At 29.3% G+C, this 15256-nt stretch carries 11 protein-coding genes; 4 read left to right on the plus strand and 7 right to left on the minus strand.

Features of this window, described 5'->3' with window-relative positions:
* The first annotated feature begins 7 nt into the window (after positions 1-7).
* Entirely contained in the window at positions 8-1288 is a 1281-nt protein-coding gene (locus CLPU_RS10055) for a dicarboxylate/amino acid:cation symporter (protein WP_050355531.1), read from the plus strand.
* 43 nt (positions 1289-1331) lie between these two features.
* Here CLPU_RS10055 and CLPU_RS10060 read toward each other — a convergent pair whose 3' ends face one another.
* From CLPU_RS10060 to CLPU_RS10070, 3 genes are all read right to left on the minus strand, one after another.
* Positions 1332-1985, minus strand: a complete 654-nt coding sequence (locus CLPU_RS10060) for a helix-turn-helix transcriptional regulator (RefSeq protein ID WP_050355532.1) — start codon at positions 1983-1985, stop codon at positions 1332-1334.
* Between the two features lie 190 nt (positions 1986-2175).
* Entirely contained in the window at positions 2176-3480 is a 1305-nt protein-coding gene (gene brnQ, locus CLPU_RS10065) for a branched-chain amino acid transport system II carrier protein (RefSeq protein ID WP_050355533.1), read from the minus strand.
* Positions 3481-3625: 145 nt separating this feature from the next.
* The gene (locus CLPU_RS10070) at positions 3626-5002 is read right to left on the minus strand and encodes a tyrosine phenol-lyase (protein ID WP_050355534.1); all 1377 of its coding nucleotides are present in this window, start codon (positions 5000-5002) and stop codon (positions 3626-3628) included.
* A gap of 675 nt (positions 5003-5677) precedes the next feature.
* Between CLPU_RS10070 and CLPU_RS10075 the strand changes: the two genes are divergently transcribed.
* Positions 5678-6928: a metallophosphoesterase family protein gene (locus CLPU_RS10075; RefSeq protein ID WP_050355535.1), complete on the plus strand. Its 1251-nt coding sequence runs from the start codon at positions 5678-5680 to the stop codon at positions 6926-6928.
* Between the two features lie 124 nt (positions 6929-7052).
* On the opposite strand, the gene cooS is transcribed toward CLPU_RS10075, so the two are convergent.
* Complete coding sequence (gene cooS, locus CLPU_RS10080) at positions 7053-9182, minus strand: anaerobic carbon-monoxide dehydrogenase catalytic subunit (RefSeq protein ID WP_050355536.1); 2130 nt, start codon at positions 9180-9182, stop codon at positions 7053-7055.
* 154 nt (positions 9183-9336) lie between these two features.
* Between cooS and CLPU_RS10085 the strand changes: the two genes are divergently transcribed.
* Positions 9337-10119 carry a DUF2935 domain-containing protein gene (locus CLPU_RS10085; protein ID WP_050355537.1) on the plus strand — a complete coding sequence of 261 codons (783 nt, stop codon included), beginning with the start codon at positions 9337-9339 and terminating at the stop codon, positions 10117-10119.
* Between the two features lie 63 nt (positions 10120-10182).
* Here CLPU_RS10085 and CLPU_RS10090 read toward each other — a convergent pair whose 3' ends face one another.
* Both CLPU_RS10090 and CLPU_RS10095 read right to left on the minus strand, forming a co-directional pair.
* A complete protein-coding gene (locus tag CLPU_RS10090) occupies positions 10183-10869 on the minus strand; it encodes an anaerobic ribonucleoside-triphosphate reductase activating protein (protein WP_050355538.1) in 687 nt (228 codons plus the stop codon).
* 19 nt (positions 10870-10888) lie between these two features.
* Positions 10889-12997, minus strand: a complete 2109-nt coding sequence (locus tag CLPU_RS10095; protein WP_050355539.1) for a ribonucleoside triphosphate reductase — start codon at positions 12995-12997, stop codon at positions 10889-10891.
* A gap of 240 nt (positions 12998-13237) precedes the next feature.
* Between CLPU_RS10095 and CLPU_RS10100 the strand changes: the two genes are divergently transcribed.
* The gene (locus tag CLPU_RS10100) at positions 13238-13792 is read left to right on the plus strand and encodes a hemerythrin domain-containing protein (RefSeq protein WP_050355540.1); all 555 of its coding nucleotides are present in this window, start codon (positions 13238-13240) and stop codon (positions 13790-13792) included.
* A gap of 29 nt (positions 13793-13821) precedes the next feature.
* Here the strand turns inward: CLPU_RS10100 and CLPU_RS10105 are convergent, their stop codons facing one another.
* A complete protein-coding gene (locus CLPU_RS10105) occupies positions 13822-15246 on the minus strand; it encodes a M28 family metallopeptidase (RefSeq protein WP_050355541.1) in 1425 nt (474 codons plus the stop codon).
* Positions 15247-15256 lie beyond the last annotated feature (10 nt).

A 15256-nucleotide genomic window follows, 5' to 3' on the forward strand; every position in this document is an offset into this window, starting at 1 on the left:
GTAATTTATGTATTTATCAATTTTTAGTGCAATAATAGTACTATTATTTTTATACTTTTTACACAAGAAAAAAGTCAGCTTTGGAATAAGAGTATTTGCTGCTATGGCTATAGGTATAGCATTTGGTATTATTTTTAATAAGAACGCATTATTAGTAGGAACAATTGGAGATATCTTTATTAGATTGATTAAAATGCTTGTATTCCCATTAGTTACTACATCTATTATTTCAAGTATTACTCTTTTAGAAAGTCCTTCTCAATTAAAAAAGATTGGATTAAAAACTGTAGGTACATTTTTATTTACCGCAATCATAGCTAGCTTAATTGGAATTATTGTAGGAAATATCTTAAATGTTGGCTCAGGGGTAAATCTTGTAGCTGATAGTAGCTTTAAAGCAAGAGAGATTCCTAAGTTTACTGAAGTTATTCTAGATTTTATTCCTTCAAACCCTATACAACAAATGGCTGAAGGCAAAGTTTTACCTGTTATAATATTTTCAATGTTCATAGGTATAGCAATAATAATAGAAGGTCACAAAAGACCAGAAGCTGTTAAACCTGTTAAAGACTTTATAAAATCTTTCAGTGAAGTAATGTTTAGAGTAACTAAAATCGTGTTGAAATTTACACCTTATGGTGTATTTGGTATAATGGCAGCTATGTCTGCTGAATATGGATTAAAAACATTACTACCTCTAGGTAAAGTTATAGTAGCAGTATATTTAGCAGCAATACTACATGTAGTTCTAACATATGGAAGTTTGGTGACATTTGTTGCTAAGGTTAATCCTCTAAGATTCTTTAAAAAAATACTTCCTGTTCAAGTTATTGCATTCACAACTAGAAGTAGTTTTGGATCATTACCTGTAACTTTAGAAACTTTAACTGATGAAGTAAAAGTTTCTGATAAAATAGCCAGCTTCGTAGCACCATTAGGAGCTACTATAAATATGGATGGATGTGGAGGACTATATCCTGCTATATCAGCTATATTTATTGCAAACATATTTAACGTAGATCTTACAATAACTCATTATATATTGTTAATTGTAGTATCTACATTAGCATCGATAGGTACAGCAGGTGTTCCTGGAACTGCATCTATAATGACAACTGTTGTTCTAACTTCTCTAGGACTTCCACTTGAAGGATTAGCTATGCTTTTAGGTATAGATGCTATACTAGACATGGCTAGAACATGGGTAAATGTTACAGGAGATACTGTAACAGCTCTTGTAGTTGCAAACTCTGAAGGAGAGTTTGATAGAGAAGCATTTAATTCTTAAACAATAAAAGTTAGCTATCATAATTAACAGATAGCTAACTTTTTTATTCTTCGATTGTTATACAATCTTTTTCTTCTTTATCTCTAATTTCTTTCAAGTAATTATATATAGTAAATCTTGATACATTCATTTTCTCAGATACTATAGGAATACTTTTATGAAAGGAAAATGCTCCTTTTTTATCTAGAAATTCTATCATATCTACTCTGTCTTCTTTGCTCATCAGAGCAATAGGCTTTCCTATGTGATCTAATGCCTTTTCAAATAATTCTTCTAGAATGTTATCACCGCTATCTCTTTCGATCGCTTCATCTAAATTTTCTCCTACATGAGTTAAATCTTTTAATACTGATTGAACTAATGACAAATTTGTATAATCATAGTTTATTCCAAGTGCATAATGATATCCATTTCCTTTCATATGGAAAGTTGAACTTTTTATTAGGTGGTTATTCTTTAAAATGCCTTTACAGTTTACAAGATCGCTACCCTTAAAAAATTCATCTACATTCTTTGTTCCTAATACTTTAAATTTGTCTCCAACCTTTCTCTGAGTTACTTTTCCATTTTCTATGTAAACTATAGATGATTCAAAGTTCTCCATATCATGTATTACTACTTCACAGTTTTCTCCAAACATTATGGATATTCCATTAGCAAGTCTCTTTAAAAAGTCTAAAGCAACTTCTTTTTCCATAAGTATCCTCCTACTACACAACAGCTTATTATTTTACACTGATATTTATATTATCTTAATATTATTTTAAAAAGATATTCTACATACCAAAAGTTAAATAAAATCTTCTTTTAAAATAAGTTAATATATACTCAATTATAACACTATTTGTAAAAAAATCAGTATAAAATACTTTTCATACTAAGTGTTTCTATATTGGGCTCTTATCTTCCTTCTCCAATATTTTATCCATTTTAATAAAAGAAAATAGTATTCCTCCTACTATTGATGGTATCACCCAAACAAAGCCATACTTACCTAGAGGTATAGTTGATACTATTTTTTCTAAAAGTTTGATATTAGGAAAACTCTTATTTGCAACATCTATAATACTAAATATTAATGTAAATATTGTAGCACCTTGATAAATTCTATCTGGCAAAATTTTAGAAAATGCTCCTAATAAGATAAGAACTATTACAACTGGATATAGTATGCTTAATATAGGTACTGCTATTTTTATAATTCCTTCAACTCCAAAAGCTGAGAATATAATTCCTGATACACATACTAAAGTAACTATAACTTTGTATTTTATCTTTCCATTACTTAGATTTTGAAAGTATTCTCCAACAATCGAAGTAAGTCCTGTAGCAGTTGTAAAACATGCAAATGTTATACATAGTCCCAGGGCTATCTTGCTAAAGCTTCCTAAAATTAGTTTAGAAATTTCCGTCATTATATAAGTCTTTTCATCTGATGGGGTAAAAATTGTTCCTGTATAAGCTCCTAATCTAATAAGACCTCCATAAATAAAAAGTATAAGTATTCCTGAAAGGATAGAAGCTTTCACTGAAATTTCCATTCTATCTTTTTTTTCAGTATACTTTTTAGAGTCTAAAAAAGTAAGCATTAGGAATCCTGTTAGTATTGAACCAAGGGCATCCATAGTTTGATAACCAGTTGAAAATCCAGTATAAAAATTTTGATTTGTATAGCTAGGTGAAAAACTTGATATTGGATTTGCTATTCCTTTTATGATGAGCAGACCTAAAAATAGCAATAAGATAGGAGTCAATATTTTTCCAACTTTATCAACAACAGAATTAGAGTTTATTGCTAGTATCCAAACTATAACAAAATAAATTATAGAAAAAATTAGAGGATTTATTTTACCAAAGTTTGGAACTAGAGCCATTTCAAAAGCTGTCGCAGCAGTTCTCGGAACAGCAAGAAAAGGTCCTAAAGATAGCATTATAAGAGAACCTAACACCTTAGTAAAATTTCTAGATACTCTATCTGTAAGATCGCCTAATGTACCCCCTAAAACAGATACTACTACTAATCCCATGTGCGGTAAAAATATTCCCGTGATAAAGAATCCTATTAAAGCATACATATAATTTTTACCTGTTAAGATTCCAATATATGGTGGAAATATCAAATTTCCAGCACCAAAAAATATAGAAAATAACGCTAAACCCAAAACAATAGTATCCTTCCTCTTATGCCCCATGTTGTATTAACCTCCTTAAATATATATTTTAAAAACAAAAAACCCTTAAAGTAGATTGAAAATATTAATAAAAAATATTAATAATTGTAGTCTCTACTTTAAGGGAATTTATTATAAATCCTAATTAGATTTATTATTTATTCTTTTACTTAAGTGGTTCAAATCTAGCTGTGAAGAATCTGAGCACAGGTGGTTCATAAACCATTTTTAATCCTTTTACTTTATCTCTCTCTTTATAAAGATCAATAATTGAATCAGCAACTACATCCATGTGGGCATAAGTATAAACTCTTCTTGGGATAGTTAATCTTACAAGTTCTAGTTTTGGGTGATAGTTATTTCCATCCTTATCTCTTCCTGCTGATATTATTCCTCTTTCCATACTTCTAACTCCAGATTTTAAATAAAGTTGTGCTGCAAGCATTTGAGCAGGAAATTCATCTTGAGGAATATGTGGATAAAATTGTTTCGCATCTAAAAATACTGCATGACCGCCAACAGGCTTAACAATAGGAATTCCTGCATCACTTAATTTGTCTCCTAGATATCTACATTGAGTTATTCTATGATGAATATAGTTATAATCTACTGATTCATAAATACCTCTAGCCATAGCTTCCATATCTCTTCCTGACATTCCACCATAAGAAGGCATTCCTTCATAAACAACAACTAGTTGAGTAGCTTTTTGATATAGTTTTTCATCATTAATAGCTAAAAAGCCACCAATATTAACTAGACAATCTTTTTTACCTGACATTGTACATCCATCAGCATAACTCATCATTTCTTTTAGTATTTCTGCTATAGACTTATCTTGATATCCTTCCTCTCTTTCTTTTATAAAGTATGCATTTTCAACACATCTAGTAGCATCATACATTACCATTATCCCATTTTCTTTAGCAAGCTTTGAAACTTCCTTCAAATTCTTCATAGAAACAGGCTGACCACCAGCAAGATTTACAGTTACAGCTACACATATATATGGAATTTTATCAGCTCCAACTTCATCTATAAGGTTTTCAAATTTCTTCAAGTCAATATTACCTTTAAAAGGATTTTCATTTGCAGAATCATGTGCTTCATCAATAATTACATCTACAAATGTACCTCCATTCATTTCTTGATGAGCTCTTGTTGTAGTGAAATACATATTTCCAGGAATATAGTCTCCCTCTTTAATAGTTATTTGAGAAAGTATATTTTCTGCTCCTCTTCCTTGATGTGTAGGTACTATATATTTAAATCCATAAACCTCTCTAACAGCTTCTTGAAGTTTCATAAAGTTTTTTGAACCAGCATATGCTTCATCCCCCATCATAATTCCAGCCCACTGATTATCACTCATAGCAGTTGTTCCACTATCAGTTAATAAATCAATATAAACATCTGAAGAGTTTATAAGAAACGTATTATATCCAGCTTTCTTTATTACCTCCTCTCTTTGAGCTCTAGAAGTAACAGCAATAGGTTCTACAACCTTAATTTTATAAGGTTCTGCTACATATTTCTTTTCCATAAAATCTCCCCCTTATGATTTTGATGTTATAAATATCTTTTTATATGGATAAAAAATTCCATATGCTTTTGTTTTATAAAAACATTAATTTTTAATTAGTATAGATACATAACTATTAAAATTATTTAATAGTCATAATAAAACCATTTGTTCTTTATGTATTTTAGGAATACGTTTTCATTCGTTCTAAAAAATTATTAAATCAAGTTATCTTTGGTTTGTTTATTTAAATATATAACAGTTTTTTCAAAAAGTCAACACTTTGTTTAAGCGTTATATAATTTGTTTAATATGTTTTTTTGCAATAAGCACTATAACTTTTTTCTATAACAGATAGTTTTAAAATAGAAGTTTATTAAAAAATATTGTATTAAAAAAATAAATTAGAATGAAAAACTGATAAAAAAGTATATGTTCATATGTCAAATTTATCGCATTTTTCCTAATTGAAGCATATTTTCTAGTATATTGTTAATTCACAGATTTATCTATAAATTACCTTTATATATAAGATATTAGTAGTAACTCAATATTTTATGATGTTCTTTCACATTTGATTTTTCCCGGGTTTTAACATATAATTTATCTGAAATGTATTACTTAAAGTTATACATAACTTTAAGTAATAAAATTATTAATTATTTTTATAAATAATTTATATGGGGGGATAATCTAGTGGGGAGATTTAGAGTAGCCGTAGTTTCAGACATAAATGCTAATATTTATGCCCTTAATAGTTTTTTAAGTTTTATAGATTCTGGCGATATAAAAATAGACTATATTTTTAATTTAGGTAACTTTACACAACGTGGACCTCATCCTTGTGAAGTTTTTGATGTTGTTATGAACGATGACAGATTCATAAATATACTAGGTCCAAGTGAATATTCTATTCTTGGTAAAAATAATGATTCAAAATCTATTAATGACTCAAACTTACATCAAGACTGGATAGTAGACAAGCTAGGTGATAAAAGAATAAACAAGTTAAAAAACCTATCTACTTCAAAAGTTTTAGAAATTTTAGGTCAAAAGATCTTATTAGTACATACTGATAATTTAAAGGGATTAGACTGGGAAAGTAGATTATTAGTTTCTATAATGGATAAATATCGTACAGAACAACTAGAAAATAATGAAGTTTTTAGTTTTGACTATATTTTCTGTGGAAACACAAATACACAGGATCTTGATGTTTTTACTCATCCTTTGTCCTTTCCTAGCAGAACCTTAACTGTGGTCAATCCAGGTGACTTAGGTTGCTTAATCAATAACTTATCAAGTTTTACTATTATAGACTTTGAAGATAATAAAGCAGATATTTCTTTTAAAAGAGTAACTTTTGATTTAGATAACTTAATAAAAGATATGTATGATAATAATGTTCCAAATAAGGAAGATATATTATATTCTTCTTATAAGATCAAGAATGTTGATAGAATATTAAGATCTAAAGATTTTTTAAGAGATCATGTTAAAAATCAAGGTAATATGTCTATAGAACTTTTAGATTTACATAATCATGACACAGAATTCTTTGAAAAAATAGTCTCTTTGGTTTCGGAAAAGAGTAAATATTTTGAATTTTCGTGCTGGGAAGATAATATATCTTTAATTGATGAAATAAAAAATTATATAGATTGTGATATAAGAAAAAAAGAATATTATAATGATAGATTTCAACTATATTGTAAAGGAAAGATTTCTAAAGATATTATTAATCTTATAAAATCAAATTCATTAGATAATAATGGTAATTTAAAATGGTGTAGTATTTCTTTATCTGATTCATTAGATAAAAGCTCTACAAAATTTCATCTAAGTAATCATGATTTAAAATACCAATTATTTAACTTAGATGAAAAAGATGTTGAATGCATAATATCTTTAATTAATGACGAAAACTTACATTATAAAATTTATTAAATCTATAATATCAAGCTTATAATCAATATTTAAAACTTTAAATACGATTAAAAAACTCCTTTTTATTTTTAGTGCTATACATATAGCTCATTCTAAATAAAAAGGAGTTTTATTATATTTAAATTTACAATCCTAATTCTTTACGTTTCTTTTCAATATGATCTATATATATTTGAACTGTTTTTTCTGCATCTAACTCTACCACTACTTTTCCAAGTCCTAATGTTTCTGTAGTTTCTGTTAGTGTTTTTACTACTAAGTCACTTCCTGTTATAGATGGTACTGGAGCTACATGAACCAGCCATCCTGCAGCTACTGCACTACAAGCATCCGATACTGCTTTTTGTTCAAGATATTCTGGTGCACCTATAACTAAAGGAAGTTTATTTGTATCAACATCTAATATATCTGCCAATTCTTTAGCTGTCTGTGCCATTTTTCCTATATCAACACATGCACCATAGTTTAATACTGGAGGTATTCCTAATTGTTTACAAACTGCTTTAAGTCCATCCCCTGCTTCTTCAGCAGCATTTGGATGAGTTAGACCAGTGTATTCCATAACAGATGAAGTACATCCTCCAGAAAGTACTAATATGTTATTTTCTATTAATCCTTTAGTTATCTTGAATATATTACTTCCACCTTGGCCATATCTAGCCGTCGTACATCCTACTATAGTAGCTATTCCTCTAATATTTCCATTTGCTATTTGTTCTATAAGTGGCTTAAAGCTTCCTCCAAGTGCTTCTTGTACTGACTCCGTGCTAAATCCAACCATACATTCTGAAGTGTGTGGTGGTATATAAGTCTTTTTATTTGATTTTTTACGTTCTTTAAAAGCTTCTATAGCCTTTTCTAATAGCTTTTCAGCTTGTTCATTCATTTTTTCTGGAACAAAATCTAATGTTTCTACTCCTTGTAGCTTAATAACAGGATGAGTACTTATAAGTTTTGTTCCAAACTTTTTAGCATATATAGGAAGTGTTGGTACTGTACAGTTGTAGTCAAACATAAATAAGTCTACTACACCTGTAGCTAATACATATTCTTCTGATAACCATTCTCCTTCTTGCCCTGCATAGGCTTTTTGGTCATGGGTACCACTATAATTCATAAGCTGTTGTCCTTCACAAACATGACCTAGTATTTGTATTCCATCCGCTCCTGCTTCTCTTGCTTTCTGTTGCCATTCATCTGTTGATGCTAAATCTAGTGCTACATGTGCAACTAAAGGCATATGACCATTTGTAATTATGTTAACCATGCCTTCTTTAAGAAGCCCCATATTTTGCTTTTTCATAGCTATTTTTTGAGTACCCATTAACATTTCTTGTATTATATTTAGTGCAAACAATCCTTGATACTCGTTAGCAACACCTAAACGAACACTATTTAATAGAAAATCAACTGGATCGGATTTAAAGTTTGTCATACAACTAGTTTGCGAGTATGCAACTTCACTGTATCCTCCTCCAGGAAATAGTCCTAATTTTCTCCATAATTCTTTTCTCTTAGTTGGAGCAAATGCCTCAACTAGCTTAGACTCTACATGGTGTGGAGCATGTATATCTCCTATAACCCAGTCTGCAAAATCAACTGCTAATTGATCTATAGGCTTATTAGCATCTAACCCAGCCATATCTGCAAACTTCTTTAATTTTTCAGGATCTCTTATTTTAAGTCCACTTTCAGGATTCTCTCCTGCTGCTCTTAATGTTCTAGCTGCTTGATGGGCATGAAAAATATTAGCTGATGTTCCTATAGTAACATGTCTATACATAAAGTTCCTAGCGACCATAGTATGAGCATCTACTCCACAAACACCTCTAGGAACTTTAGGACTTATACGACAAGGACCATTTGCACATAGTTGACAAGATAATCCCTCTATACAAAATTTACATTGTATTGGTTGCTGTTGACTAAATCTATCAAATACATTTGTCATTCCGGCATTATGAACTACTTGATACATTTCTCTCATTGCTGGATCTATTATGACATTTAGAGGGTATCCTTCTTTAGATTGATCATCAACCTTAATATGATCTCTTTGCCATTTATGCATATCTTCCATAGATGGTGACTTCTCTATATTTTCATACTCTACACTTACTTTTCCGTGTATATCCTCATGTAAACTAGGATCATTAAAATCCTCCTTAGTTAGCTGAGAACCAAACGTCTTATTGTCTCCCCTCATAGTTTGGGCACTTCTTTCAAAAGACTTCTTGATATCTTTATCTGACATATTAATCCTCCTTTTCAAGTTATATCTTTTGTTAGTTTGTCTCGTATGAGGATTTATATACTGTCTAAATAATTTTTAATTTTAATTTTGTAATAATTATTTACCTTGTCTCATAATGTATATTAATTAACTTCTGCAAAAGGGAGGTATTTATATGGTTAGTTTTGTAGATGAATCTTTTGAGATAAATAATTTTTGGCTTAGAATAATGAGGGATCATGCTATATTTATTAATTCCGGTCTTCCTTGCAAAAGAAAAGATTTTATAGGAAAAAGCATCTTTTTTAGAAAAGCGTATGAAGTATTACTTGATAAAGTTAATAAATTAGATTCTCCAACTACTGAAGACATGCAAGAAATAAATGAGCAAGCTATTAGATTAACTAAGAAATATATAGTATATAAAACTCAGTTACTTAACTATAATCTAAGTTGCGAATCACCTTTAACTAATTTATATTCTTTATTTTTAGAACATCTTAGAAGAGAAGCGTACAAATTTATAAAAACTCTAGAACTTTTACAATCAGGTAAAAAACAAATTCTTGGTCTTAAAGCTATAAATGAAGAAGTATTTTGGATTAGAATAATGGCTGATCATAGTAAGTTTATAGTTCATTTATTGGATCCTTCTGAAAGATTACTAGAAAAACAAGTAAGGAAATTTAGTAAATTATTTGATGATTTAAGATTTCAGTCTATAGATTTAAAAGGGATGATATCTCCATCATATGATATAATTCCTGTTATAGATAGATTTACAGATGAAGTCATCGAGTCTACAGAAAAGCTTAAAGACTTTAAAGAAACTGCAACTGAATTAATTGGAGAATGTAAAATTGTTTCTAATATACCAGAACTTTTAGCTGATCATGTTACTAGAGAAGCTGAATTTTTTCTAAAAGAATTAAAAGAAATAAGAGAAGCTATAAAGTAAAAAATAATTTCTTATATAAAAAAACGTGTTTTATATCCATTTCAATAAAACACGTTTTTTATATTAATACCTTATTTTAAATTCTTTAAATAGATGTCCTATTCTTGTCTCTAATTTTTTAAGTTCTTCTCTTTTAAATGGAGTATATTTACTTTTTTTATCTAGAATAGTGTCTCCATCTCTAAAGTTCTGAATAGTATACTTATTACTATCTTTTATAAGATATCCTATCTTTTCAATATCATCTATATTTAAAAGCTCTTTACATATAGTAGTTCTAAATTCGTATTTAATTTCAGAATCTCTTATTATCTCTATACTTCTAAGAATGTCATAAATATTTATAACTGATTTTGTTATATCCTTGTATTTGTTAATAGGAGCCTTTATGTCCATAGCTATATAGTTAACTAGCCTATTTTCTAATAATTTTTCTAACATATTAGGATTTGTTCCATTTGTATCTAGTTTTACTAAAAGTCCCATATCCTTTATCTTTACTATAAACTCATATAAGTCCTTATGAAGTGTAGGCTCTCCTCCTGATATACACACTCCATCTATTAAATTTTTTCGTTTATTTAAAAATTTAAATATATGTTCATGATTTAGTTCTTCACCCTTGTTATCAACAAGACTACTATTATGACAGTAGGGACATCTAAAGTTACATCCTCCTGTAAATATTACTGTACATATTTTATCAGGATAATCTATAAAAGAAGATTTCTGATGTCCTTTTATCTTCATTCACTCACCTCTATAGACATTAAATAGCTTGTTTATGTTCTTCTAAAGTAGGTTCTGCTTCAAATTCTAATCTATCTTTATACTCTTCTTTTTTCCCTAGATTCCATGATTGTACAGGCCTATGAAATCCTACTACTCTAGTCCATACTTCTGCATCTTTTCCACATTCAGGACATTTAAAATGTTCTCCCCTTAAATATCCATGTTCAGAACATATACTATATGTTGGAGTTACCGTAAAATAAGGTACTCTACTATTTTCAAATGCTCTTTTTATAAGTAATTTAGTCGTTTCTATACTATCTATTTCTTCTCCTAGAAATCCATGTAGTACAGTTCCTCCCGTATATAATGTTTGTAACTCTTCTTGTAACTCTAGTGCTTCAAACACATCACTTGTGTAGTCTACTGGAAGTTGAGTAGAGTTTGTATAGTAAGGTTCATTCGTTCCTTGTGTAAATATTTTAGGATACATTCTCTTATCCATTCTAGCGAATCTATATGCAGCCCCTTCTGCTGGAGAAGCTTCTAAATTCCATAGGCTTCCTGTTTCCTCTTGGAATATTTGTATAACTTTATTCATAAACTCCATTACTTCTATAGCAAACTCTTTTCCTTCTTCTGTAGTTATATCTTTTCCTAAAAGATTAACACATGCTTCGTTCATACCATTTAATCCTATAGTGCTAAAATGATTTTTAAAATACTCTCCTTCTGAATCTTTTATTCCTTGTAGATAAAACTTAGAATAAGGATATAGTCCTGCTTCCATGTATTCTTCTAATACACCTCTTTTGGTCTCACATATTTCTTTTGATAATTCCATGAGTTCCCTTACTCTTTTCTTGAATTCTTCCTTACTATTAGCTACATATCCTATTCGAGCCATGTTTATTGTAACTACATTTATAGATCCTGTAAGAGGATTTGCTCCAAAAAGTCCTCCACCTCTTCTTCTTAACTCCCTATTATCAAGTCTTAGTCTACAACACATACTTCTAACATCTTCTGGAGATAAGTCACTATTTACAAAGTTAGCAAAGTAAGGGGTTCCAAACCTTCTTGTCATCTCCATTATAGAATTAGCAACTTCCGAATTCCAAGGAAAATCTCTTGTTATATTTATAGTAGGTATAGGAAAACTAAAACTTCTTTCTGCTCCGTCTCCTTCCATCATAACTTCACAATAAGCTTTATTAAACATGTCCATTTCTTTCTGGAATTCACCATAGCATTTATCCATTCTCTTTCCACCTATAATAACGCTTACGTCTTTAAGTATTGGATGTGGTGTTATATCTAAAGTTATATTTGTAAAAGGGGTTTGGAATCCAACTCTAGTTGGTATATTTAAGTTGAATACAAAACCTTGAACTATTTTTTTTACTTCTTCATATGATAGTTTATCATAATATATAAAAGGTGCTGCGTAAGTATCTAGTGAACTCACAGCTTGTGCTCCAGCAGCTTCTCCTTGTAGAGTATATAGCCAGTTAACTATTTGTCCCAAAAATGATTGTAAATGTTTAGGAGGATTTGACTCTATCTTACCACTAGCTCCTTTGAATCCGTTATTTAATAAAGCTTCCAAATCCCAACCGCAACAATATGGTGCTAATAATCCTAAATCATGTATATGTAAATCTCCTTTTATATGTGCATCTCTTAATTCTTTTCTATATATTTTATTTAACCAGTATTTTTTAGTAATAGACTCAACTATATGATTGTTTAGCCCTTGTAAGCTAAATCCCATATTAGCATTTTCATTTACTCTCCAATCATCTAAGGAAACATATTCATCTATTAGACTTTCAGCATCCATGAATAAGTTTCTAACGTCTCTCATTTCTTCACGTTTTTTTCTATAAAGTATGTATGACTTAGCAGTTTTAGCATGACCTTCTTCTATAAGTACTTTTTCTACTATATCTTGTATGTCTTCAACTGTAGGTATTCCACCACTAAATGCTTCTTGAACAATATTTAAGGCTAAATGTGATAACCTTGAAGCTTCTTTTTTATCCGTTCCACCTACTGATTTTGCAGCAGAAAAAATAGCATCTTCTATCTTATCTAAATTAAAATCTACTATATCACCATTTCTTTTCTGAATTCTTGACACCATGTCTTCATCCCCTTTATATTGTGGTATATGTCCTTTATATTAATATATATTGTATAGACAAACCATTTATTATTATAAAATAGTTACAATTTATACACAAGTTTGAGACTTTCTTTTATATCTCTAATTTTTTTGTTTATATCATTCAAGCTATTATTTACATCATTTATAAAAAAAGTGTTTATCTTATTCAATTTAGGATAAGATATAACATAGAAATGTATGATGGGAGTGATATGTTTGAATACTATAGATATCCTAGTTAGTGAACATGATAATATAAAAAGAGTTATAAAAATAGTAAGAAAAGTATGTTTTGATATTATAAACGGAATGGAAGTACCATATGAAGATTTCTATGGAATAATAGACTTTATAAGAAATTATGCTGATAAATATCATCATGGGAAAGAAGAAGACATGTTGTTTAAAGACATGTTAGATGAATTAAAGGACACTATAGGAGAAGGTCCTATACAAGGTATGTTTATCGAACATGACTACGGAAGAAACTATGTTCGTGAATTGGAAGTGGCTTTAGGCTCTCACAAAGAAGGAAATAAAGAAGCTATCGTTGATATTATAGCTAATGCTGGTGGATATGCTAATCTATTAACTAGACATATTCATAAAGAAGATAATGTTATGTATAAATATGCTACTAATAATTTAAAGCAAGAAACCCTTAATAAGCTAGATGTTCAATTTAAAGATTTTGAAGCAACGCAAGAACATTTAGACTTAAAAGACAAATACATGACTTTTATTGATAAACTAGAAGCAAAATATCTATAAAATTAAAAAGTGGTCTAATGACCACTTTTTTAATATGCATATTTATCTAAATAATATAAAACAACTTTTGCAGCCTCTTTTGCCCTGTTTTTATCTATATTATCTATGGTATCTTTTGGAGTATGATATCCACTCTTTAAATCCATGTGAATCAAAGTAACTGCATCTATGTTTTTAGCTGCAAATGATGCATGATCACTTCCTTGACTTACTCCTGCCTTACTTTCTATACCTAATTTTCTAGAATACTTTAAAAATTCATTTCTTAATTTAACATTTCTAGCATCATAGCTCACTAATTCAAGTGGAACTTTTCTTTTAGAACCTACCATATCCAAATTTATAACTTTAGTTTTTTCATTTAAAGGATACACCGGATTATATACATAATGCTTAGAACCATATAACCCTTCCTCTTCTCCATTATATCCTATAAATATTATGGTTTTCTTAGGCTTGATCCTATTCTCTTTTAGTACTCTAGCAATCTCCATCATAACAGAAGTTCCTGAAGCATTATCTAAAGCTCCTGGATTATATGTTCCATTCTTATTATCTCCAACATGATCAAAATGAGCTCCTATAATTATATATTCATCTTTTAGTTTTTTATCATTGCCTTCTATGGCGCCTATAACATTAGAAGCTTTTACATTTTCTATACTATAATATGCAGCCATATGTATATCCATATTTTCTTTTGACAGTTTTGCTATTTGCCTAAATGTTTCAGATTCAGCCATAAAAAGCATAGGTCCGTTTTTTACAAAGTTATCAATTGGTGGAGCATTCGGTCCTACTACAAACGTACTATACTTATCCTTTTCACTTTTCAAGTCTACTTCATATATAATTCCTTTTATTTTTATCTTATTAGAAATAAGTTGAGATAATAAATTTGCAAATCCTGTCTTTTCCATAGCTTTCTTTGAAACTAATACTACTTTATCTTCAAACTGATTAATGTCTTTCGCAAAATCTTTTACTTCTTCTATTAATATGCTTTTTCCACTAGCTGATCCACTTATACTTAAGGATGAAAAATATGTAGCAACAGAAAAATCTTTTAAATAATCATATTGTTTTACTATTTTCCCATCATCGTCTATTATATTAAGAACCGGAGCTTTGTTCGTAAATCTAACGTTTTGTTTATAGTTCTGCCTAAAGTCTTTTAGAGTATCTGGACTCTTAAGTCCTATATTCTTAAAGTGGTTTATTATATATTCAGTAGCAAGCTCGTTTCCTGCAGTTCCTACAAGTCTCCCATCATATTTTTTTGAAGTTAGTTTCTTTATAGTGTTGTATATGTTATTTGCATTTAGTAAACTTACATCAATATTTTTAAATGTATCATTTCTTGCATTATGTGCTCTTATATTTGTATATCCTATAATCAGGGTAATTACAAGTACAATAGCCACTAGTATAGATATTCTCTTTTTATTTCTCAAGTTTAATCCT

The organism is Gottschalkia purinilytica (assembly GCF_001190785.1).
Classification (GTDB): domain Bacteria; phylum Bacillota; class Clostridia; order Tissierellales; family Gottschalkiaceae; genus Gottschalkia_A; species Gottschalkia_A purinilytica.